The organism is Luteitalea pratensis, assembly GCF_001618865.1.
Taxonomy (GTDB): domain Bacteria; phylum Acidobacteriota; class Vicinamibacteria; order Vicinamibacterales; family Vicinamibacteraceae; genus Luteitalea; species Luteitalea pratensis.
On the sequence record NZ_CP015136.1, the window covers coordinates 5,646,916 to 5,669,830 of the forward strand.

Annotated in this window: 21 protein-coding genes; 11 read left to right on the forward strand and 10 right to left on the reverse strand. The window is 69.0% G+C overall.

Annotated features, from left to right (window positions below; translation table 11 throughout):
* Positions 1-256: 256 nt before the first annotated feature.
* The 6 genes from tsaD to LuPra_RS23685 form a co-directional block, all read right to left on the reverse strand.
* Complete coding sequence (tsaD, locus tag LuPra_RS23660; RefSeq protein ID WP_110173043.1) at positions 257-1,345, reverse strand: tRNA (adenosine(37)-N6)-threonylcarbamoyltransferase complex transferase subunit TsaD; 1,089 nt, start codon at positions 1,343-1,345, stop codon at positions 257-259.
* Positions 1,345-2,442, reverse strand: coding sequence for an S-methyl-5-thioribose-1-phosphate isomerase (mtnA, locus tag LuPra_RS23665; RefSeq protein ID WP_110173044.1), 1,098 nt, complete (start codon positions 2,440-2,442; stop codon positions 1,345-1,347). The genes tsaD and mtnA overlap by 1 nt, the downstream gene beginning before the upstream one ends.
* 61 nt (positions 2,443-2,503) lie before the next feature.
* Complete coding sequence (locus tag LuPra_RS23670) at positions 2,504-3,454, reverse strand: IS110 family RNA-guided transposase (protein WP_157899588.1); 951 nt, start codon at positions 3,452-3,454, stop codon at positions 2,504-2,506.
* 213 nt (positions 3,455-3,667) lie between these two features.
* Positions 3,668-4,078, reverse strand: coding sequence for a cytidine deaminase (gene cdd, locus LuPra_RS23675; RefSeq protein WP_110173046.1), 411 nt, complete (start codon positions 4,076-4,078; stop codon positions 3,668-3,670).
* A 32-nt stretch (positions 4,079-4,110) separates the two neighbouring features.
* The gene (locus LuPra_RS23680; RefSeq protein ID WP_110173047.1) at positions 4,111-4,947 is read right to left on the reverse strand and encodes a purine-nucleoside phosphorylase; all 837 of its coding nucleotides are present in this window, start codon (positions 4,945-4,947) and stop codon (positions 4,111-4,113) included.
* 6 nt (positions 4,948-4,953) lie between these two features.
* Positions 4,954-6,273: a thymidine phosphorylase gene (locus LuPra_RS23685; RefSeq protein WP_110173048.1), complete on the reverse strand. Its 1,320-nt coding sequence runs from the start codon at positions 6,271-6,273 to the stop codon at positions 4,954-4,956.
* A gap of 26 nt (positions 6,274-6,299) precedes the next feature.
* On the opposite strand from LuPra_RS23685, the gene LuPra_RS23690 reads away from it, so the two are divergent.
* The 11 genes from LuPra_RS23690 to LuPra_RS23740 all read left to right on the forward strand — a co-directional run bounded on the left by LuPra_RS23690 (position 6,300) and on the right by LuPra_RS23740 (position 17,946).
* Complete coding sequence (locus LuPra_RS23690) at positions 6,300-7,979, forward strand: amidohydrolase (protein WP_110173049.1); 1,680 nt, start codon at positions 6,300-6,302, stop codon at positions 7,977-7,979.
* A complete protein-coding gene (locus tag LuPra_RS32245; protein ID WP_157899589.1) occupies positions 7,969-8,430 on the forward strand; it encodes a hypothetical protein in 462 nt (153 codons plus the stop codon). Before LuPra_RS23690 ends, LuPra_RS32245 begins: the two co-directional genes overlap by 11 nt.
* A 152-nt stretch (positions 8,431-8,582) precedes the next feature.
* Positions 8,583-9,908, forward strand: a complete 1,326-nt coding sequence (locus LuPra_RS23695; protein ID WP_157899590.1) for a Gfo/Idh/MocA family protein — start codon at positions 8,583-8,585, stop codon at positions 9,906-9,908.
* A 17-nt stretch (positions 9,909-9,925) separates the two neighbouring features.
* Positions 9,926-11,659, forward strand: coding sequence for an alkaline phosphatase family protein (locus LuPra_RS23700; protein ID WP_157899591.1), 1,734 nt, complete (start codon positions 9,926-9,928; stop codon positions 11,657-11,659).
* 93 nt (positions 11,660-11,752) lie between these two features.
* Entirely contained in the window at positions 11,753-13,222 is a 1,470-nt protein-coding gene (locus LuPra_RS23705; RefSeq protein ID WP_157899592.1) for a S8 family serine peptidase, read from the forward strand.
* Positions 13,223-13,431: 209 nt separating this feature from the next.
* Positions 13,432-14,019 carry a hypothetical protein gene (locus tag LuPra_RS23710; protein ID WP_157899593.1) on the forward strand — a complete coding sequence of 196 codons (588 nt, stop codon included), beginning with the start codon at positions 13,432-13,434 and terminating at the stop codon, positions 14,017-14,019.
* A gap of 229 nt (positions 14,020-14,248) precedes the next feature.
* Positions 14,249-14,575, forward strand: a complete 327-nt coding sequence (locus LuPra_RS23715; RefSeq protein ID WP_234800527.1) for a methylated-DNA--[protein]-cysteine S-methyltransferase — start codon at positions 14,249-14,251, stop codon at positions 14,573-14,575.
* A 282-nt stretch (positions 14,576-14,857) separates the two neighbouring features.
* Complete coding sequence (locus tag LuPra_RS23725; protein ID WP_110173056.1) at positions 14,858-15,430, forward strand: RNA polymerase sigma factor; 573 nt, start codon at positions 14,858-14,860, stop codon at positions 15,428-15,430.
* Positions 15,427-16,185, forward strand: coding sequence for an anti-sigma factor (locus LuPra_RS23730; protein ID WP_157899594.1), 759 nt, complete (start codon positions 15,427-15,429; stop codon positions 16,183-16,185). The genes LuPra_RS23725 and LuPra_RS23730 overlap by 4 nt, the downstream gene beginning before the upstream one ends.
* 5 nt (positions 16,186-16,190) lie before the next feature.
* Entirely contained in the window at positions 16,191-17,354 is a 1,164-nt protein-coding gene (locus tag LuPra_RS23735; RefSeq protein WP_157899595.1) for a DUF4097 family beta strand repeat-containing protein, read from the forward strand.
* Positions 17,355-17,451: 97 nt separating this feature from the next.
* Positions 17,452-17,946 (forward strand): hypothetical protein, encoded by a 495-nt coding sequence (locus tag LuPra_RS23740; RefSeq protein ID WP_157899596.1) that lies wholly within the window; start codon positions 17,452-17,454, stop codon positions 17,944-17,946.
* A gap of 176 nt (positions 17,947-18,122) precedes the next feature.
* Here LuPra_RS23740 and LuPra_RS23745 read toward each other — a convergent pair whose 3' ends face one another.
* Genes LuPra_RS23745 through LuPra_RS23760 form a run of 4 tightly spaced genes read right to left on the reverse strand, consistent with a single transcriptional unit; the run spans position 18,123 to position 22,828 of the window.
* Positions 18,123-18,662 (reverse strand): ComEA family DNA-binding protein, encoded by a 540-nt coding sequence (locus LuPra_RS23745; protein WP_110173060.1) that lies wholly within the window; start codon positions 18,660-18,662, stop codon positions 18,123-18,125.
* The gene (locus LuPra_RS23750) at positions 18,659-20,224 is read right to left on the reverse strand and encodes an acido-empty-quinoprotein group A (RefSeq protein ID WP_110173061.1); all 1,566 of its coding nucleotides are present in this window, start codon (positions 20,222-20,224) and stop codon (positions 18,659-18,661) included. The genes LuPra_RS23745 and LuPra_RS23750 overlap by 4 nt, the downstream gene beginning before the upstream one ends.
* Complete coding sequence (locus LuPra_RS23755; protein WP_157899597.1) at positions 20,221-21,120, reverse strand: c-type cytochrome; 900 nt, start codon at positions 21,118-21,120, stop codon at positions 20,221-20,223. The genes LuPra_RS23750 and LuPra_RS23755 overlap by 4 nt, the downstream gene beginning before the upstream one ends.
* A 58-nt stretch (positions 21,121-21,178) precedes the next feature.
* Complete coding sequence (locus tag LuPra_RS23760) at positions 21,179-22,828, reverse strand: Rne/Rng family ribonuclease (RefSeq protein ID WP_157899598.1); 1,650 nt, start codon at positions 22,826-22,828, stop codon at positions 21,179-21,181.
* Positions 22,829-22,915: the final 87 nt, after the last annotated feature.

The window sequence follows — 22,915 nt, forward strand, 5'->3', positions numbered from 1 at the left end:
CGGCCTACAGCCTACCGCCTACAGGCTGCAGGGGCTGCGCCAACGGGCAGGCTCACAGGGTGCGACAGTTTACGGCTAACGGCTACAGCGTGCAGGGGCTGCGCCAACGGGCAGGCTCACAGGGTGCGACAGTTTACGGCTAACGGCTACAGCGTGCAGGGTACGGCCGGACGGGCTACCCAGGCTGCAGGCAAGGCTCCAGCGCAGGCTGGAGTCTTCAGTTGCAGGCTGTAGGCCGCAGGCTGCAGGCTGCAGGCTAGAGTGTCAGCCCAGGTTCCGCGTTGAAGTCGAGCGCATCGCCACGCGCACCCGCGGCCCATCGGCGCAGGCCGGCAGCGGCGATCATGGCGGCATTGTCGGTGGCCAGGGCGAGGCTCGGCACGAACACCGGCAGGCCTGTGGCGGCACCCCGCGCTTCGGCCTCCTGGCGCAGGCCGCTGTTGGCGGCCACGCCGCCGGCGATGCCCACGGCGCGCGCGTCGAACCACTCGGCGGCGCGGAAGGTCCGGTCGAGCAACGTCTGGATGACGACGCGCTGAAAACTGGCGCAGATGTCGTCGATTTCGGTGTCGGTGAGTGGCCGCGCCCCGCCACCTGTGACGAGCTCGACGTGCCGCCGGACAGCCGTCTTGAGGCCACTGAAGCTGAAGTCGGCGCTCCGCTTCAGCACTTCTTCGAACCCCTCGGGCAGGTGCGTCTTCGGGCCCTTCGCGCGATCGTCGTGGGTGAGCCTGGGCACCGGGAAGGCAATGGCCTGCCGATTGCCGATCCGCGCGCGACGGTCGACGAGCGGCCCGCCTGGATACCCGAGTCCCACCAGCTTCGCGACCTTGTCGTACGCCTCCCCCGCCGCATCGTCACGCGTCCGGCCGACGAGCCGATACACGCCAGGTGCGGGCAGGTGGTACAGGCTGGTGTGCCCGCCGGAGACCACGAGGACCATCGCCGGGTACGGGAGGTCGCCGTTGTGCAGCGCCAGCGACTCGATGTGCCCCGCGAGGTGATGAACGGCGAGCACCGGGATGCCACGCGCCGCCCCGACGGCCTTGGCAAAGCTGACGCCGACGAGCAATGAGCCGACCAGCCCCGGCCCCTGCGTGACGGCGATGGCGTCGACGTCGTCCCAGGTCGTGCGGGCCTCGTCGAGCGCGCGTTCGACGACGCCGCAGATGTCGCGCAGATGCTGGCGAGCTGCGAGTTCGGGGACGACGCCACCCCATTCACGGTGAATCGCGACCTGCGAGGCGACGATGTTGGAGAGCAGCTGCCAACGGCCGCCCTCGGGAGCCGCCACGACGGCGGCGGCGGTCTCGTCGCAGCTGCTCTCGATGCCGAGGATGCGCATCAGCGCGCGCCGGCCGCCACCGGCGCGTCGCCCGTCTCCGCCAAGGCGACGGCGGAGAGGTCGAAGAGCGCCTGCAGGGACTCGGTGTACGGCGCTCGCGCCACGCCCCGCTCGGTGATGATGCCGGCAATCAGCCGGTGCGGCGTGACGTCGAAGGCCGGGTTGTAGACCTTGGCTTGGTCGGGCGCGATCTGCGTCGTGCCGACGTGAGTCACTTCGCGGCGGTTGCGCTCCTCGATCGGAATGGCGTCGCCGTCGAGCGTCCGCATGTCGATCGTCGAGAGTGGTGCGGCGACGTAGAACGGTATGCCGTGCTCCTTGGCGAGCACGGCGACGGTGTAGGTGCCGATCTTGTTGGCGGCGTCACCGTTGGCGGCGATACGGTCGGCGCCGACGACGATGAAGTTGATGCGGCCCTGCCGCATCAACACCGCGGCCATGTTGTCGGAGATGACGGTCGTGTCGATCCCGTCCCGGACCAGTTCCCAGGCCGTGAGCCTCGCCCCCTGGAGGACCGGGCGGGTCTCGTCGGCGAAGACCGAGACGGTGCGACCCTGCTCGATCGCGCCTCGAATCACGCCGAGCGCGGTGCCGTAGCCGGCCGTGGCCAGGGCGCCCGCGTTGCAGTGGGTCAGGATGCCAGCCTTCTCCGGCACGAGCGCACCACCGAACTTGCCGATCGCGCGGCAGCTGGCGACATCCTCGTCATGGATGGCCTGTGCCTCGGCCAGCATCACCTGGCGGAGGTCTTCGACGCTGGCCCCGGCCAGCACCTTCTCGGAGAACACGTGCTTCATGCGGTCGATCGCCCAGAAGAGGTTGACGGCCGTGGGCCGGGTCGCCGCGAGCAGGTCGCAGTCCTTCAGGAATTCGGTCGTCAGCTGTTTGGTGCCGGCCGCCTTGCTGCGGCGGACGCCGAGCGCGAGCCCGTATGCCGCGGTGACGCCAATTGCCGGCGCGCCGCGGATCACCATCGTCTTGATGGCCCTGGCGATTTCGGTGGGGGTGGTGCAGGTCAGGTAGACCTCGCGGGTGGGCAGCTTGCGCTGGTCTACCATCACGACCGCGTCATCCTGCCAGGCAATCGTCGGAAGCATTGGGCAATTCTACCGGGTACGGGAACGCAGGGTGACGTCTCAGCCACTGTGTTCGCGCGCGTCAAGTTGTATTCGCTGAAAGGGCTCGCCACGCGGTCTGTTGGTGCAGGATCGCGTTGACGATGGTGAGGAGCTTGCGCATGGTGGCCACTAAGGCCACCTTCGGCGCTTTGCCCCGCGCCCGCAGGGCGTGGTGGTAGGTGCGCAGCACGTTGGTGGGCCCGCGGCGCAGTGTGGCCGATAAGGCGGCCATATAGAGGGCGGCGCGCACGTCGGCCCGCCCGCCGCGGATGTGACGGCGGCCCCGGTGCGGCCCACTGTCGCACGCAAACGGGGCCAAGCCCACCAAGGCGGCCAGCTGCGGGGTGGGCACCGTGCCGAGTTCCGGCAGCCGCGCGAGCAACCGGCCCGCGGTGAGCCAGCCGATCCCCGGCACCGACACGAGCAGCGCCAAGGCGGCCTGCCAGCGCGGATGTGCGCGCAACCGACTGTGCACGTCCGCATCGAGGCCGGCGATCTCGGCGGTCAGCCAGGTGATGTGGCCCTGAATGTGGGCCCGCAGGTCGACCAGGCGCGTCCGCGCCACGCGCTGCCGTTCCATCGTGCGCATCTCGACCAGTTGCGTCCGACGCGCGAGCCACTCGCGCAGGGCCTCATGGTCGGCGTCGGGTAACACCGTGCGCGGGGGCGCAAACGTGGCGCCGAAGCGCTGGAGCAGCGGGGCATCGAGCCGGTCGGTCTTGGCCTCGAGCCCGGATGCACGCGCGAAGTCGCGGACGCGGCGCGGATTCACGATGGCGAACGGAACACCGTGCGCTTCCAAGTACGCCGCGAGCCCGAGCTCGTAGGCCCCGGTGGCCTCCAGGATGACGGTCGCACCGGCAGGTTGCACGGCACGCACGATGGCCGCCCAGCCCTGCTCATCGTTGGGATAGGTGCGGCGGTGATCGGCGACGGCGAGGTCGAGAGTGGCCTTGGCGACATCGACGCCGGCCCACGGTCCGTCCGACATGGCATCCTCCTCCGCGACGTCGCCCTCCGTCTTACGATGCGGCCGCGAGGGCCGGGTCACTGTTCGAGGTAGTGGCGTCGCACCCGCAGGGCGCGCTCTGGCTGAGACACAGCGTCAGGCGCTCAGGTCTTTACGAGCTAACGCCCTGCGCAACAACATATAAGGTCTCAGGTCTCAAGTCTCAGGTCAGGCCTGAGACCTGCGGCCTGAGACCTAAGACCCTGTCAGGAACCGCCCGTCGAAAGGATGGGGAAGGAGTTCACGCAGGCCGAGCACGAGCTTGACCTCGGCCGGCGTGGCGAGGATGACCGGGATGTCACCGCAGAACTCCCACAGGATCTGACGACACGCGCCGCACGGAGGGGTCGGTTCGTCGGTGTCGGCGACGACGGCCACCGCCGTGAACTCGTCCGGCCGCATGCCCTCCGAGATTGCCTTGAACACGGCGACGCGCTCGGCGCAGATGGTCAACCCGTAGGTCGCGTTCTCCACGTTGCAGCCGGTGACGATACGGCCGTCGCGATGGCGTAGCGCCGCCCCGACGGCGAAGTTCGAGAACGGGGCCCAGGCGTGCGCACGCACGGTGCGCGCGGCAGCCACGAGATCGGGGTCGGTGTGGGCCATGCGGGGTTGGACGCGGGACTGGGACGCGCCGACTACCGGCGCGGCACCATGCGAGCGATGAACGCATCGAGCAACGCGATGAACTGGCCGCGGACGCGGCTGGCCGTCTCCATCACGTCGTTGTGGTTGAGCGGTTCGTCCACGACGCCGGCGGCGGGGTTGGTGATGCACGAGATGCCCGCTACGGCGGCGCCCATGTGCCGCGCGGCTATGGCCTCGGGCACCGTTGACATGCCCACTGCGTCGGCGCCGAGCACGCGAAACGCCCGGATCTCCGCCGGCGTCTCGTAGCTGGGTCCAAGCGTCGCCAGGTAGACCCCTCGCTGCAGCGGCACGCCGACGGCGGCGGCGGCCTCCATGGCCATGGCACGAAGGTCGCGGTCGTACACGTAGGTCATGTCCGGGAATCGGAGACCCAGTTCGTCGAGATTCGGGCCGACGAGCGGGTTGGTGCCGAGCATGTTGATGTGGTCGTCGATCAACATCAGCGCGCCCTGCATGAACGCGGTATTGATCCCGCCGGCGGCGTTGGTCAACACCACGCGCGGTACGCCCCATCGCACCATGGCCCGGACGCCGAAGACCGCACGCGAGACGTGGTGGCCTTCATACAAGTGGGCGCGCCCGGCGAGCGCCGCGACACGTGCGCCGGACGCATGCGTGCCGACGACCAGCTTTCCCGCATGGCCGATCACCGCCGACGAAGGCCACTCGGGTATGGACGCATACGGCAACACGATCGGGTCACCGAGCGTGTCGGCGAAGTCGCCGAGACCTGAACCGAGCACGACCGCCACGTCGGGAGACGGGCCGGCGCGCTGGCGGAGGACCGATACCGCCGTGTCGAGGGCGGACAGGAGTTCACTCATGATGTGTCAGGCCGATCGAGCCAGGCCAAGCCGATCCAGGATGAGGACACGAGGCGCCGGAGCAGCATCGGCCATGGTGAGCGCCTCAGTCAGCATCGGCCGCACCGCGTCGACGTCGGCCGTGGTCCGCGCGTGGATGGCGATCAACGGCGCGCCCGCTGGGACCTGATCGCCGGGCACCGCGAGGAGGTCGAACCCGACCGCCGGATCGACGACGTCGGCGCTCTTCGCACGGCCGGCGCCGAGTTGCACCGCGGCCCGCCCGAGCAAGCCGGCGTCATAGCGGGCCACGTAGCCGTCGGACGGCGCGACAAGCGTCTCGCGCACCGGCGCCTGCGGCAGCGTGGAGGGTTGGTCGATCATGCCGACGTCGCCGCCCTGCCGCTGCACGATGGCGCGGAACGTAGCGAGGCCGCTGCCATCGGCGAGTGCGCCGCGCACGGCCGTCCTGGCGGCGTCGAGCGACGACGCGCCGTGACCGAGCCACACCATCAACGCCGCGAGTTCCACCGACAGTGCGACGAGGTCCGCAGGGCCGGCGCCGCGAAGGACCTCGATACACTCACGCACTTCGAGGGCGTTGCCGATCGTGCGCCCGAGTGGCACGTCCATCTGCGTGAGCAGGGCCGCGACGCGAAGACCGGAGCGCTCCGCCAGCGCGACGAGCGCGTCGGCCAGCGCCCGCGCGTCTTCCTCGCGTGCCATGAACGCACCGCTGCCCGTCTTCACGTCGAGCACCAGGGCATCGATGCCCTCGGCGATCTTCTTGCTCAGGATCGAGGCACAGATCAGCGGCAGGCTCTCGACGGTCGCGGTCACGTCGCGCAGCGCGTAGAGCGTCCGGTCGGCAGGGGCCACTTCGTCGGTCTGGCCGATGAGCGCGCACCCGAGATCGGCGACCTGCGCACGGAACTCGTCGAGCGTGAGTCGGGTCCTGAAGCCGCTGATGCTTTCGAGCTTGTCGAGCGTGCCGCCCGTGTGCCCGAGCCCTCGGCCCGACATCATCGGTACCGGCACGCCGAGGGCAGCGACGACGGGCGCGATGATCAGCGACGTCTTGTCACCGACACCGCCGGTGCTGTGCTTGTCGACCTTGACGCCCTTGATGGCTGACAAATCGACACGCACGCCCGATCGCACCATCGCGTCGGTCAACCAGGCCGTTTCTTCAGGGGACATGCCGCGCAGCCACACGGCCATCAGCCACGCCGACAACTGGTAGTCAGGGACGGAGCCATCGCTCGCGCCACCGATCATCCAGCCGATCTGTTCGCGGGTGAGCGAATTGCCGTCGCGCTTGGCGCGAATGATGTCGACCGCACGCATGAGGAGGCGCAAGTATACTGCCGGCCGTGCGCGGATTGTCCTTGCTCCTCTCGCTGATGGTGGCTGGCGGCGTATCGTTCACGCGGCTGACGCAACCCGCGGCGGCACCAGCCGATCTCGTGGTCGTCCACGCGCGTGTCTACACGGTGGACGAGACACGCCCGGAAGCACAGGCTGTCGCGATCCGCGGCGATCGCATCGTCGTCGTCGGCACCGATGCGGAGGCGCTCGCCCTCCGTGGACCCGCGACGCAGGTGATCGACGCCGGCGGTCGCGCGGTGATCCCCGGGCTGCACGACGCGCACGGTCACGTGCTCGGTCTCGGCCAGAGCCTGCAGGAGGTGGACCTGCGCGGCACGACGAGCGCGCAGGCGGTCATCGACGCCGTGCGGGTGCGTGCGCAACAGGTGCCGACGGGGCAATGGCTCCGCGGCCGCGGATGGGACCAGAACGACTGGGCCGACACCGCCTGGCCGACCGCCGCTCAACTCGATGCCGCAACGCCGGACCATCCCGTCTACCTGAGCCGCGTCGACGGCCACGCCGCGTGGGTGAACACGGCAGCGGTGCGCGCCGCGGGCCTCACCGCGACCGTGGCTGATCCTGCCGGGGGCCGCGTCATCCGTGGTGCGGGAGGGGCGCCGGCCGGGGTGTTGGTCGACACCGCGATGAACCTGGTGGCGCGCCACATCCCGCCAGCCGACGTCGCGGCGCGACGCGCACAGTTGCGCCTCGCCGACGACGTCGCCGCCAGCCTCGGACTGACGACGGTGCATGACGCAGGCGTCGCCTGGGACGATGTCGCGGTGTACCGCGCCGCCGCCGACGATGGCACGCTGAAGACACGCCTGTACGTGATGCTCCGGCCGCCGAGAACAGGCGAGACACTGCCACCACCTGTGCTCGACTACGCCAGCCACCTCCTGACGGTGCGCGCGGTGAAACTGGTGGCCGACGGCGCACTCGGGTCGCGTGGCGCTGCGCTGCACGAGCCGTACAGCGACGACCCCGGCACGCGGGGCCTGCTTGTGACCGCGCCCGCCGACCTCCACACGCAGGCGCTGGCCGCAGTGAGGGCCGGCTACCAGCCCTGCGTGCACGCCATCGGCGATCGCGCCAACACTGCTGTCCTGGACCTGTTCGAGCAGTTGCAGCGCGAGGTGCCCGGCAGCCGTGCGCTCCGCATGCGCGACGAACATGCGCAGATCCTGCGGGCAGGCGACATTCCACGGTTCGCGGCCCTCGACGTGATCGCCTCGGTGCAGACGACGCATGCCACATCCGACATGCCGTGGGTGGAGAAGCGGATCGGCGCCGCCCGCACGCGCGACGGTGCGTACATGTGGCAGGCCTTGCGACGCAGCGGTGCGCACCTGGCCAACGGTTCCGATTTCCCCGTCGAGGAACCCAATCCGATGTTCGGCTTCTACGCCGCCATCACGAGACAGGATGCCCAGGGACAGCCTCCGGGCGGCTGGATGCCCGACCAGCGACTGACGCGCGCCGAGGCGCTGCACAGCGTCTCGGCCGGCGCCGCGTATGCCGCACACCTCGAGCAGGAACTGGGGATGCTGCGACCAGGCATGCTCGCCGACCTGCTCGTGCTGTCAGACGACATCATGCAGGTCGTGCCCGCTCGTGTTCGTGATGCGCGGCCGCTGGTCACGATCCGGGGCGGGCGCGTGACGTTCCGCGATGGGATCTGAAGCAGGCCGGGCCTTGTTTGCTGGCGCCGGCACGCTCGTGGCAGCTCTGGCGGTGCTCACCTGGCAAACCGTGCGCATTCCAGGGCACGCCCCGCACCGCGTCGTCGCGGAGCTTCGGCTGGCGCAGGCCGCGGCGGTGCTGCTCGCGTTTTCGGCGGCATTCGTGGCCGGCCTCGCCGCCTCCGCACCGGGCCCCGTCGCGGCCTTCGACATGGCATGCGCGGTCCTGGTCGCCGGCGTGGCGCTGATGACGCTGGTGCGGGACCCGCGGGCGGCACTGGCCTGGATCGCCGCGGCGTTCCTCGGGCGCGCCGTTCTCGACCTGGCGCACCTCCTCGGGTGGCTGCCGAGGGTGGCAGGCGATGCCGTCCTGACCGGCAGCCTCGTGGCCAACCTCTGCGCGGCAGCCCTGTGCGTCCTGCCCCTGAGCCGCACACCCATTCGACGGTAGGGACGCCTCTCCGAGGCGTCCATCTCCTCGAGGGCGCTGACATGGACCGCTCGGAGAGCGGTCCCTACCTTCATGGCGATTCTTCGTACACACTAGATGCGCGCGGACCGCATGTGGCGGCCCCGCGCCCTGTTTTTCGGAGGTTTTTACAGATGCCGTCTTCCCTCAGCCGCCGCCGTTTCCTGCAGGAACTCACCGTGGCATCCGCGGCCCTGCCGCTGGCGGCCCGGGCGGTGCAGGCGCAGGCCGCGCGCAAGGTCCGTCATGCCAGCTTCGGTGCGTCCGGCATGGCGATGTCCGACATCCGCAGTTTCTCGAGCCATCCCGCGTTCGACCTCGTGGCGGTGGCCGACGCGGACCTGTCGCGGACCGAGCAGGTCAAGAAGCTGTTCCCGAACGTGCGGGTCTACCAGGACTGGCGCGAACTGCTGCACAAGGAAGCGGACAACCTCGACTCGGTCAACGTGTCGACGCCCGACCACATGCACGCCCCCATCGCGATGGCGGCGATGTCGTACGGCAAGCACGTGTACGTGCAGAAGCCACTGGCGACGACGGTGCGCGAGACCCGCATGCTGGCCGCAGCCGCGCGCGAGAAGCGGCTCGTCTCGCAGATGGGGATCCAGATCTCGTCGCACCCGACGCAACTGGCAACCGAGCAGATGATCCGCAGTGGCGTCATCGGCAAGATCACCGAGGTCCACACGTTCTGTGACAAGACGTGGGGCGACATGTCGCCGATCCCGGCCGGGTCCGATCCCATACCGCCGATGCTCGATTGGGACCTGTGGCTCGGCGTCAGCGAGAAGCGTCCGTTCAAGACGGACGTCTACCATCCGGGCAACTGGCGCAAGCGGGTCGGCTTCGGCACCGGCACCCTCGGCGACATGGGCTGCCACATCTTCAGCACGCCCATCCGCGGTGTGAACCTGTACCTGCCCGCCTCGGTGACCTCGTACGGACCCGGCGCTGTGTACGGCAACTGGCCCATCGACGCGAAGATCAAGCTGGTCTTCCCCGGGACGTCGCTGACCGCAGGCAGCACGCTCGATTTCTGGTGGTACGACGGCGCGGTGCGTCCGCCGCAGAACGTCGCGGCCGCCGTTGGCGGCACCGTGCCGGGATCGGGCGCGGTGATCATCGGGACCGACGGCGCGATCCTGCTGCCGCACATCGGCCCGCCGACGCTGCACCCCGCGAGCACGTTCGCCTCGCGCACCGTGCCCACGCCGGCGGCGCGCAACCACTACCACGAGTTCCTCGACGCCGTCCTCACGGGTCCGGGCACCACGTGTTCGGCCGGCTTCGACTACGCACAATTGGTCACGGAGGCGGTGCTGCTCGGCAGCGTCGCGGAACACTTCCCCAACGAGACACTGAACTACGATCCGGCCGCGATGCGCGTGACCAGCCAGGCTGCTGCCAACAAATGGCTGCAGCGCTCGTTCCGCAAGAAGTACCTGCTGACGCGGCTCTAGATCCCAGTGTGCCCCGCATGACTGCAGCCGCCGTTCGTTTCCTTGCCGGTCGGGTGACGCTCGGGCTCCTGGCCCTGGTGGTGTCGGCGTTGCCGGCCGCCCCCCAGGCCGCCACGCCCGCCGTGGATTCACCGGCGCGCCCAGCCCTGGTCGTCATCCTGGTCGTGGACCAGTTCCGCGGTGATTACGTCGACAAGTACGGACACCAGTGGCGGCACGGGCTGCGCCGCCTCTTCGACGAGGGCGCCTATTACACGGAAGCGGCGTACCGGTACGCGAGCACGACGACCTGCGCCGGCCACGCCACGATCGGGACCGGTGCCACGCCGCAGACGCACGGGATGATCTCGAACGCCTGGTTCGACCGCGCCCTGGGGCGCGACGTGGCGTGCACCGAGGACCCGTCGATCACCAACGTGTCCTACGGGACGACGCCCGCGCGCACCGGGGACAGCAGCATCCGGCTCGCGACGCCGACACTGGCCGACGAGATGCGAGCGCAGCTTGGCGTCGCGCCGCAGGTGGTGACCATGTCGATCAAGGCGCGCGCGGCGCTGTCGCTCGCGGGGCACCGATCGGCGCTCTCGACCTGGTTCGACGGCCCGCGCGGCTTCGTGACGTCGCCGGCGATGGGCGGCCCGGGCCGCGTGCCGTTCCTCGAGCGGTACGTCGCGGCGCACCCGGTGGAAGCCGATGTCGAGGCGGTCTGGGAGCGATCCCTGCCGCCCACCTCCTACCTCTACGAGGATCTGGGCGTTGGCGAAACCGGCTTCGGCGCCGCGTTCCCGCACCGCCTCACGGCGCCGCCGGTCGACGGCCAGGTCGATCCTTCCTTCTACGGCACGTGGCAGATGAGCCCGTTCGCGGATGCATACCTGGGCCGCATGGCCGCGGCGGCCGTGGCCGACCTCAAGCTCGGACAGGGGCAGGGCACCGACTTCCTCGCGGTGAGCTTCTCCGCGCTCGACACCGTCGGGCACGCCTACGGGCCGCGCAGCCACGAGGTGCAGGACATCCTCGTGCGGCTCGACGAGACCATCGGCACGCTGCTGGCGGAACTCGACCGCCAGGTCGGCCGCGATCGTTACGCCATCGCCCTCACCTCCGACCACGGTGTCGGCCCGATTCCCCAGCAGATGCAGGCGCTCGGTCTCGGCGGCGGCGTGGTGGATCGAAAGACGGTCAGCACGGTGCTGACGGCTGCCCTCGGCGGCAGCGTCCTCGACAGCAACACGGGATCCGAGATCTACCTGTCCAGGGACGCGGCGGCGAAGCTGGCTGCGCTCGACCAGCACGAATGGGATGCGGTCAGGACGTCGCTCGAGCAGGTCGACGGCATCGCCCGCGCCTGGCGCACCACCGACCTGCTCGCGGGACGGTACGAAGCCGCCTCCGACCCGATGGCACACGCCGCCAGGTTGAGCGCGTACGGGGGCCGATCGGGCGACATCACCTTCATCACCGATCCGTACTGGTTTCCTTACCGGATCGCCGCCACGCATGGCACGCCGTACAGCTACGACCAGCACGTGCCGCTGGTCTTCGCCGGGCCGCAGTTCAGGCGCGGCCGCTACACCGCCACGGCCAGCCCTGCCGACGTGGCGCCCACGCTCGGCCGGCTGCTCGGCGTGATCCTGCCGGCCGCGGACGGCGCCACGCGGGTCGATGCGCTGTCGCGCCCGCCGGGATTGGCCGCTGCAGACGAGCCGCCACAGACGCAGGAGGGCCGTCAGGCGTCGACCTCGCCTTGACCGTGTCGAGCGCCGACACCGACAATGCGGCAGCCACATCGACATCGGCACGGGATGGTCGCCATCCAGGCCCACACAGGAAAGAGACTCTCCATGCGTCGATCGGTGATCCTCATGGGGCTGGTCCTGGTGACGGCACTGAGCCTGGTGCTCGCCGCCCAGGAGCCCGCCTTCACGCGCAGCCCGCGCGCCGACATCGCGGTGCGACTGCGGGCCGCGGCGCGTCTCGGAACCGACTACGTACCCGGCCGCGTGCTCGTGAAGTTCCGGGCCGGGCTACCCACGCAGGCCCAGGCGTCGGCCGTGACGCAGGCGCTGCCCGGCACGGCCACCGCCCTGCGCGCTGGTGACGTCTACACCGACTTCGCCTACGTCGACGTGCCGCTCGATGCCGATGTCCCCACGCTGGCTGCCGCGCTCGCCGCGCGCCCGGAGGTGGAATACGCCGAACCCGACGCGATCCACCACCTCGAGGTCACCCCCAGCGACCCGTCGTTCGGGCGGCAATGGAACATGCGGGCCATGAACCTCGAGCGCGCATGGGACATCAACGACGGCGCCCACGATGTCGTCGTTGCCGTGATCGACAGCGGCCTCGCGATGGCCAACGACGTGCTGCGGTTTCCGCGCTTCTTCAACGGGCGGCTGCAGATCGTCGACGTGCCCTTCGCGCGCAGCACCGACATCGTGTCCAGCAACCGCCTCGTCGCGCCGTACGACTTCTTCTACGAGGACGACCTGCCCTACGACATGGACGGCCACGGTACCCACGTGACCGGCACCGTCGGGCAGTTGGCCAACGCGGAGAGCGGGGTCGGCGTGGCCTACAGCGCGCGCATCATGCCGCTCAAGGTGTGTCTCGGGGAGTGGGAGGTGCTGTTCCTGCTCGCCGAGGACGGCGTGTCCACGCTCCCGCCGACATTCCAGGGTGGCGTCTGTTTCACGTCGGACGAATCGCGCGCCATCCGGTATGCGGCCGACAACGGCGCGAAGGTGATCAACATCAGCATCGGCGGTGAATCGCCTGCCGCAGCCACGCAGAGCGCCCTGCAGTACGCGGTGTCGCGAGGGGCCTTCGTCGCCCTGTCCGGCGGCAACGACTTCGAGGAGGGCAATCAGCCCGGGTATCCCGCCCTCTATGCCAAGGACATCAACGGCGTGATGGCCGTCGCGGCCGTCGGCCAGGACCTCAATCACGCGTACTACTCGACGACCGGTGACTTCATCGAGATCGCGGCGCCGGGAGGCAACACGCGTGTCGGCGGCGCCGCTGGGCGCATCTGGCAACAGACGTACCGCCCCGCCAGCATCAGCCTCAACCAGCTCGCGCCTCGCTTCGATCTCCTCGAAGACGACGCCTACCAGGGCACGTCGATGGCTTCGCCGCACGTTGCGGGGCTGGCTGCCCTCCTGCAGTCCCAGGGGATCCGCAGCCCGGCGGCGATCGAGGCCGCGATCCGGCAGTTCGCGAACGACCGCGGCACCGCTGGCCGCGACAACGAGTACGGGTTTGGCGTGGTGGACGCTCGCGCGACGCTCAGAGGCCTGGGGATCGCGAAGTGAGGGCGAGGCGCCCGCGCTCGCTGCTGAGCGCCCTTACGCTGGCGTCGGCGCTCTGCGTGGGTCCTGCATCGGCTCAGCCACCGACGCCTCCGCCTGTCCCGACCGAACGGCCCACGGATCGGCCTCCGACACCGACGGACCCGGTCACGATCGACGACACGACACAGCCGCCAGACGACGCGCCGCCCCCGCGCCCGCCCGGCCTGTCCGTGCGGCCGCGATTGTTCGGCCTGGTCGGGTTCCAGTCGTTCACCGCGTCGGACAGCTTCTCGGCCGTGCTCGACTCGTCGAGCGGTGTCGTCTTCGGCGGCGGTGGCGGTGTGCTGCTCGGGCGCAACCTGTTCGTCGACGTCAGCATCTCGCGCTTCGCGGCGGACGGGACGCGCGTCTTCGTCACAGACGCCGGCGACATCGTCGATCTCGGCATCGCCACGGAGGTGACGGTCTTGCCAATCGACGTGTCGATCGGATGGCGCATGGAGGGCCGGCCGTCGTTCACGGCGTCGGGCAAGCCCCGCCTTCGGCCGGTGCCGTTCGCGGGCGGAGGCTTCGGGTTCCAGCAGTACAGGGAAACGTCGGAGTTTGCCAGTTCGGAAGACGACGTGGACGAGTCGCACGGCAGCTATCACGTGCTGGGCGGCATCGAGCTGCCATTCAGCCCACACCTGGGCGCAATCGCGGACGTCCTGTACCGGTGGGTGCCCGATGCGATCGGCACTGGCGGCGTCTCGGCGTACTACGACGAGACCGACCTGGGCGGCCCCCAGGTGCGCGTCCGCGTCGTGTTCGCGTTCTAGGGAGTCGGGAGTCGGGAATCAAGAGTCCCCGACTGATTCGGCGTTCGGCACGGGCTGCGTGTAGCCGTCGAGCTTGCTCGACGGTCAGTGATCTTCCCGGGAGTTCCTGCTTCCGTAGCCGTCGACCTTCAGGTCGACGGTCAGTGATGCTGGCATGAGCGAACAGCACAGGCGAGCAGAGAATCGGGCAGTCAGGACGCGAGACGACGCGCGATCGAGCCCTCGACGAATGCCGGCGCGGGGGACGCGTTCGACCCCGAAGCCGTTCGCCAATCGGGTGTTCGACGCCGTCCGGGCGATTCCGGCAGGACGGGTGGCGACGTACGGGGACGTGGCGGCGGCGGCGGGGCGACCCGGCGCGGCCCGCGCGGTGGGTACCCTGATGGCCAACTGCGGCCCCCGCCAGATCCCCGCCCATCGCGTGGTCGCGGCTGGGGGGGCGCTCGGCGGGTACGGCGGTCATGAGTCGCTGAAGGCCTCGCTGCTGCGCGCCGAGGGACTGACGGTCGTCGGCCGGCGGATCAGGAATTTTGCCGCGGTCAGGTTCAACCTTTGACAGTCTCAGGACTCAGGTCTCAGGTCTCAGGAGTCAGGACTCAGGTCTCAGGACTCAGGTCTCAGGGCTCAGGGCTCAGGGCTCAGGGCTCAGGGCTCAGGTCTCAGGACTCAGGTCTCACGTCTCAGTCCGGAATCCAGAATGCGGGTGTTTGCTTGAGACCTGCGCCTTGAGACGGGGTGAATTCCACTCTGACGGAGTCCGGCCGTCGAACTCCGCGGGGCACGAACTCGTCTCTCTAGCCACCTCCGGGCAACGTTGCTCACGAGCCCACCGTCCAAGATGCCAGTGACGAGTCATGCCGCCGACGTGCGGCTCGCCGCCAGATGCCGCGCAGGAGATCTGACGGCGTTCGAAGAGTTGTACCGCGTGCACAGCACGCGCCTGTACGCAGTGGCATATCGGATGCTCGGCCACGCCGAGGACGCCGAGGACATGCTGCAGGAAATCTTCCTGCTGGCATTCCGGAAGCTGTCATCCTTCAAGGGGGATGCCTCGCTCGGCACGTGGCTGTACCGGCTCGGGGTGAATGCCTGCCTCGACCGCCTGCGCAGCAAGGCGCGCCGCAACGACCAGCAAACCGAGTGGCTGGACGACGAGCTGCCGCCGGCCCGGGCCACGACCGAGGCAGGCGGGGGCGTGCTGCACCGGCTCGACCTCGAACGCGCCTTGCGGGAGTTGCCCGCCGGGTGCCGGGCTGCCTTCCTGCTGCATGACGTCGAGGGATTCGAGCATCGGGAAATCGCCTCGATGCTCGGCATTGCGGAAGGCACGTCGAAGTCGCAGGTCCACAAGGCGCGCATGCGCCTGCGGGGCCTGCTCGGACGGGTCGTAACAGGAGGGTCACGGGCGTGAAGTGCCAGGACATACAGCAGGCGCTGGATGCGCAGCTCGTGGGCACGCTCGGTCGCGCGGACGCCGAGGCGCTCGACGCGCACCTGGCGACCTGCCCGGAGTGCGAAGCGATGGTCGCCGATGCTCGTCGGCTGCAGGCCGAACTGCGCCTGATCGGTGTCGAGGGCCCGTCGCCCCGGGTGTGGGAACGGGTGTCGGCGCGGCTCGAGGCCGACCCGGAGTTCGAACGCGCCGCGGCCGCCGCCGTCGACGCCGCCCCACGGTCCTCACGCATCGACTGGCGCTGGGCGGCGCTGGCCGCCACGCTCCTGATGGTGATCGCCGGGTCGTTGCTGGTCCTGCGGCGCTCCCTGACGACGGCCACGCCACCGGCACCCGCGGTCGCGGCCGCGCCGGCCGACGCCGGCAGTGACGCCATCGTGAGTTCGATCGAAAGCGAGCTGGACCTGGCCGCGAAGCACTACGAGAACGCCATTGCCGGGCTCGAGCGCGTCGCCAGCGAGAGCGACTCGCCCATCGATCCGACCGTGATGGCGACGGTCAAGGAGAACCTGGAAATCATCGACCAGGCAATCGATGACAGCCGGCAGGCGCTGCGCACGGACCCGCAGAGCCAGTTGGCGCAGGAGAGCCTGTTTGACGCGTTCCGCCGCAAGGTGGCGCTGCTGCAGGACACGATTTCGCTGATGAACGAGATGCGAAAGGGCAACCCGACACGTGCGACGGCGATTGCCCCGGGGCTGAACAAGGGATGACGATCATGCGTGGGACCTGGCGGGGACTGATGTGTGCGGGCGTGCTGGTGGCGATGTGGCCACCCGCCGCGAGTGCTGACGCGCTGACCGAGGCGGTGGGATCCGAGGCGCCGCTGCTGAGCGCGGCAGACGGGCCCCACGCCGCGCCGAGCCAGCCGGCGGCGACGCCGCAGACGCCTCCCCCGGCCGCACCGGCTCCTGTTCCCGCACCGGCCCCGGTCCCGCCGCCGCGTCCCCCGCGCCCTGAGAATCGCGCCATCGAGCGCAAGGTCTGGCGCGAGGGCGATCGGGGCTGGGTCGACGGCGAGGCCATCGTCCGCCTGTTCAAGGGCGGCGAGGGCATCACGCTCGATGTGGTCAACATGCTGGGGGACGTCGTGGTGGTCGGCGCGAAGGGCCGCGAAGGGCGTCTGTCCATCGTGCGAAAGGTCCAGAGTCGCGGGGCCGACACCGAGCAGTTGCTGAAGTCGATCGAGGTGGACGTCACCGAGCACGCCAACCGGGTCGAGGTCCGCGCCACCATGCCGATGCCGTCGCAGCCGCCGCGGGTCTCCAGGATCCGCCTGCGCACCGACTACGAGATCACGCTGCCTTCCGGTACGGCGCTCGAACTCAAGAACATGCAGGGCAACGTGCGGCTCAGCAACGTGGGCGGGGACGTTCGCGTCGAGGCCATGGCCGGCGACGTCGTGGGCGAGGCGCTCTCGCGGGTGCGGATGCTCCGCAGCATGTCGGGTGACGTGATGCTTTCGCATAGCGTCGTCCAGGGGGACGCCAACCTGCAGTCGGTGAGCGGCAACGTGATCACGTCCGGGGTCAAGGCGGGGTCGCTCACGCTGGGCAGCGTCAGCGGCAACGTCCAGGTCCGGGAATCCTCGTCGGAACGGGCGTTGGTGCGGACCGTCACGGGCGACATCGAGTTTGCGTCCGTGCCACGGAAAGCAGGGCGTTACGAGCTCAAGTCGCACGCCGGCGACATCTTCGTCTTCACCGGCGCGGCAGGGTTCGAGTTCGAGGCCAACACCGTCAAGGGCGAGGTCTCGAGTGACGTCCCGACTCGGCCGGGAACGGTCGGATCGAACCAGGTCCGCGGCACCGTCGGTGACGGATCAGCCTATTTCGACCTGACGACCTTCACTGGCGACATCAAGGTCGTCAGGAAGCCGTAACCCGGCCATTGCCAGATTTTTCGGGACTGGTCCTTGGATTGGCTTCAGAATGCCCCGTCGTGTGCCTATAATTGGCCCGAAAGGCAGGAGGCAACTGATGACGCGTAGACACATGGCTGGACTGACCGGCGTGCTCGCTGCAGGCGCGTTCGCGCTGGCGACGACCACGGCTCCTCTTTCGGCCCAGCACAAGGCGCCGAACACGCAGCCCGCGACGGCCGCTGCCGATACCGCAGCGTTGCCGTCCGGCACGACGGCCCTCGGCACCGTGCGCTTGAGCCGCGCCGTCAAGGCCAATGGCGAAGCCCTCCCGGCGGGCAGCTATCAGCTGCGCCTGACTGGCGAGGAACCGCCTGCCCCGACGGGTGCGACCAAGCCCTACGAGCGCTGGGTCGAATTCGTGAAGGGTGGCAAGGTCGTGGGCCGCGAAGTGGTGAGCGTGGTCCCGAGCAGCGAGATCAAGAACGTCGCCAAGGGCAGCGCGCCAGCCGCGGGCGGTGTGAAGGTGGAGATGCTGAAGGACAACGAGTACGTGCGCGTGTGGGTCAACAAGGGCGGCACCCACTACCTCGTGCACCTGGTCCCGGCGTAAACGCCAAGAACGGCCGCACACCGCGGCCGCCAAGGAACAACAGAACGGCCGCCTCGATGGCGGCCGTTCCTGTTTCAGTACAAGGGAGAAGGGACGAGGAACACGTCACCGGGGCGACAAGGGACAAGGGACTTTCTTCGTTTTCCCTTGTCCCTTGTTCACGTTCCGCGAAGCCGTCAGAAGAACAGCGCGTCGCGGCGTGTCGTGAGTGCGGCCACGGGTACGCCTGGCGCGGCCACGAGCGCGTCGAAGTCCGCGAAGCGGCCGGCCGCGCGCCGGGCTGTGACGATCGCGTCGGCCTCTGCGGCTTCGAGGTGCAGCACCGAGGCCAGTTCGGGTGCGGTCGCGGTATTGACGCGCACACGGCCGAACTCACTCACCAGGTAGCCGATGATCACCTCGAAGTCCTCGTCGTTGACGACGGCGCCGCGCGAGACCATCTGCTCGATCAGTTCCTCCCACTGGGGGCGGAACCGGCGGCCCTGCACGACCCGGTCGGAGGTGTGGCACTTGATGCACACACGCCGGAAGGCCTCGGGCGGCTCCGACACCGGGGCGGCGCCGGCCGGCGGCATCGCCGGAGATTGTTGCGCCGCCGGCGCCGCGGGCCAGGGAGACGCCACCCAGGCGACCGAACTGGCCCATGCGGCAACGACGACGGCCAACGCCGTGCCCTGGCCACGCACGTGCTGCTGCCCTGTCCTGCTGCGCATCATGGGTTGAGCACGAAGGCGGCGAGCCGGCCGCCAGCGCCGGCAATCACATACTGCCGTCCATCGAGTTCGTAGGTGATCGGCCCATTGGTCACGTTGCCGATCCGCGAGTCCCACAGGGCCTCGCCGGTCGTTGCATTGAAGGCGGCAAGGCCGTTGCCACCGGAACCGAAGACGACGTTGCCGGCGGTGGACAACAGGCCGGAATTGCCGCCGTAGCGGGGCACGCTCCACCGGACCTTGCCGGTGCGGTAATCGATGGCCTTGAGCTGTCCCTGCTCGGCGTACCCGCCACGGTCGGTGCCGCCCCAGCCCATCGGGTTGTCGCTCGCGTCGTAGATGTACCAGACGCTGAAGGCCCGCGTAGCATTGACGTAGAACAGCCCCGTCTGCGGGCTGAAGCTGGGCGAGAACCAGTTGGTCGCGCCGCCCTGGTTCGGCGTCACGAGCGCGCCAGCGACCTGTGGCTTCTTGGCCGGGTTCGGGATCGGCTGGCCCTTTTCGTCGTAGCCGAGCGACCAGTTCGTCTTCACGTACTCCGACGACACGACGTTCTTGCCGGTGGTCCGGTCGAGCACGAAAAAGTGTCCATTGCGAGATGCCATCGCTACGAGCTTGCGGGGTCGGCCCTCGACCGTGCCGTCGATGAGCACCGGGGTCTGCGTGGCATCCCAATCGTGCGTGTCCTGCGGGGATGCCTGGAAATGCCACTTCATCTTGCCGGTATCGGCGTCGAGCGCCACGAGCGAAGCCGTGTAGAGATTGGCACCCTCGCGGTTCTTGTACGCGACGACCGGCTGGGGGTTGCCGGTCGTGACGTAGATGGTGCTCAGCGCCGAGTCGTAGGTGATCGGCTGCCATGTCATGCCGCCGCCGTGCTGCGCCATGTCGAGGCTCGGCCACGTGTCGAGCCCAGGGTCACCGGCCTTCTGCGGCGTCACGTACCAGCGCCAGATCAACTCGCCGTCCTTCGGGTTGCGCGCGTCGAGATAGGCCGGCATGTCGAGGTCGTCGCCGCTGACGCCGACAATCAGCTTGTCCTTCACGACGACCGGCGCGACCGAGCCGTAGTAGACCATCTCGGTCGAGCAGTACTCCTTGAACCAGCGCTCCTTGCCGGTCTTGACGTCGAGCGCCACGAGATTGCAATCGGGCGTCACGAAGTACAACGAGTCGCCGAGGACGGCGACACCACGATTGCCGATGTGAATCCCGCCGCGATTGCGCGTCCAGGTGTAGTGCCACAACTCGCGGCCGGTCCTCGCCTCCACCGCATAGGCGTGATCGGGAATCGTGAAATAGAGCACGCCGTCCACCTGCAGCGGCGTCGCCTTGATCGTGCCGCCGCCTGGCAGGTCGTACAACCAGGCGAGGCTGAGATGCTGCACGTTGTGATCGGTGATCCTGGCAAGCGCACTGAAGCGCCGGCCAGAGTAGTCGCCGTTGTAGGTCGGCCAGGACGAGGGCGACGGCGCGAGTATCTGCTCGACCGTCAGGCCCCCCTGCTGGGCAACCACCGTGGTCGCCAGGCACGCGGCCGCGAGGACGCCACTCAGGTACCTCATTTCAGGGACTCCAGGTAGGCCACCAGATCGTGGACCTGGGTGTCGGTGATCACGTCGAGCAGGTCGATGTGCGCTTGCAGGGGATTGGTCAGGACGATCCTGGTATCTGGCGCCCTGCGGACGGCCCGGACGGTGCCGTCGGCCTGTCGCAGGGTGACGAAGAAGTCACTCTGTTCGACGAGGACACCCAAGATCTCCGGGCCTGTGGCCGGCGTGATCGTGACGGTGATCGCCGCAGCGCCCGTTGGCGCCGCCGCTCCACGGCCGCCACCGGCGCCGCCACTGCCGGGAAACAGCAGCCGCTGCTGGATGTCGACCGGCGCCGGCACGCGGCCACCGATGCCGGCAAGGGGGCGAGTGCTGTCGTTGTGACACGACGTGCACCGGCCGGCGCCCTCGAAGTACTTCTGGCCGGCGGCTCGATCGCCGACGAGGATGTCGCCGACCGTGAAGACCGGCGAGCCTCGCATCGTGTCGTTGACGCGTTGTCGCACGAAGTTGGCAAGACCCGCGATCTCCTCGGCGGTGAACGAGGCGCTGGGCTTGCCGCTCTGGGTCGGGTGTCCTGCCTTCAGGAACGGCCCGAGGACGCTGCCGGGAGTGGGTGACGATCGGTCGAAGTTGACCGTCTTCGTGCGGATGATGTTGGGCCCGGTGTCTGAACCCCGGGCCTGGCCGCCATGGCAGTCGACGCACTCACGCGCCCAGATGGCCCGCCCGCGGTCGTGGGCCGCCTGATCCACGTCCGGTGTCCGGGGTATCTGCTGCACTGTCGAGGTCGGCGCGCGACCGCTCCCAGGTCCGCCCGGCGCTGGTGCCGGCCCTTGTCGAGCCGATGCCGTCAGCCCCAGGACGAACACCGCCGATACGATCGTGAGCAGACGAAATATGTGCATGCTTTTCCCTGCGCCTCCGGTGACGGGCCGCGCTCGGAGAGCGGGCCCTACCCAATCTTCACAAAGACATGACGTCGAACTGCTCGTGGTGCAGGTAGGCATCCGGGCGGACGGTGACCTTGCGTCCGACCACCTGCTCCACCTCCCGAAGCACCCCGCGCTCGTCTCCCTGCAGCGCCTCGGCGATCTCGGGATTGACGCGCAGCAATACGCCGCGGCCGTCGAGATCGTTGCCGACCTTGCGCATCTCGTTGAGGATTTCCTGGCACACCGTCGCACTGGACTTGATGGTGCCGGTGCCCGTGCAGTAGGGGCACGTGTCGGTCATCAGGCGCTCGAGGCTCTGCTTCACTCGCTTGCGAGTGATGATGATCAGCCCGAAATCCGAGACCTGGATGGCCTTGCTCGGGGCGCGGTCGCGGCGCAGTTCCTGCTCGAGCGTCTGGAAGACCTTCTGCCGGTTCTTCTTGTCCTCCATGTCGATGAAGTCGAGGACGACGATGCCGCCCATGTCGCGCAGCCGCAACTGCCGCACGATCTCCTTCACCGCCTCCATGTTCGTCTTGAGGATGGTGTCCTCGAGCCGTCCCGTCGTCTTCTTGCCGACATAGCGTCCGGTGTTGACGTCGATCGCGACCAGCGCCTCGGTCTGGTTGATGACGATGTAGCCACCGGACTTCAGCCACACCTTGCTCCGCAGCGCCTTGTCGATCTCGGTGCGAACGCCGTACTCCTCGAAGATCGGATAGTCGCGCGTGTAGAGCTTCACGCGCGGCAGCATCGCCGGCATGATCCGCTCGACGAGCGCGGTGACGCGGCGGTGTTCGTCCGCCGAGTCGATGCGGATGACGCTGAACTCGTCGGTGAGGAGATCGCGCAACAGCTTGGCGACGAGGCTCTGCTCGCGGTAGATGACCGCCGGTGCCCGCTGCGTTTCCGACTTGTGCTTGATCTCCTTCCACACCTGGTGGAAGTACTCGAGGTCGCCGAGGATGTCGGCGTCGGGGCGGTTGGCTGCGGCAGTCCGGATGATCACCCCGCCGTTGAACGCGTGCGCTTCGCGGAACTGCCGGACGATGCCCCGAAGGCGGGCACGTTCCTCGCGCGACTCGATCTTGCGGGAGACACCGATGTGATCGACGGTCGGCATGAACACCAGGAACCGGCCGGGAATCGTCACGTGCGAGGTGATGCGCGCGCCCTTGGTGCCGATCGGCTCCTTGACGACCTGCACCAGCACGTCCTGCCCTTCCTTGAGCAGGTCCTCGATGTTCGGCTGGGCGGCGCGCTCCTGCCGCTGCCGCCGGTCCCCGCCCTTGCCAGCCACGCCGGCGGCCTCGCCGTTGGCGCCCCGCGCCTCCCCGCCGTCGGCGCCCGTCTCGTCTGGCCCGTCGCCGTCGTCAGCCTGCGCGACCAGTCCGGCCGCTACATCGTCGGCAGGGATGGAGGGCTCGTCGGGGTCGTCCTCGAGCGCTTCGGCCGGGGTGATGACGTCGGAGACATAGAGGAACCCGTCACGCTCGAGCCCAAGATCGATGAACGAGGACTGCATCCCGGGCAGGACTTTCGAGACGCGTCCCTTGTAGACGTTCCCGACCACGCCCTGCTGGCGCTCCCGCTCCATGAAGAACTCGACGACCTGGTCGTCCTCGAGAATGGCGACCGCGGTCTCGCGGTCGGTCGCGGAGACAATCATCTCCTTGGTCATGCCGCATGCTCCCGGCGCCATCGGCGACCTCGACGAGTTCGAGCGCGCGAGCGCACCCCGGCGATGGGTGCGACGCTCGCGACCCGA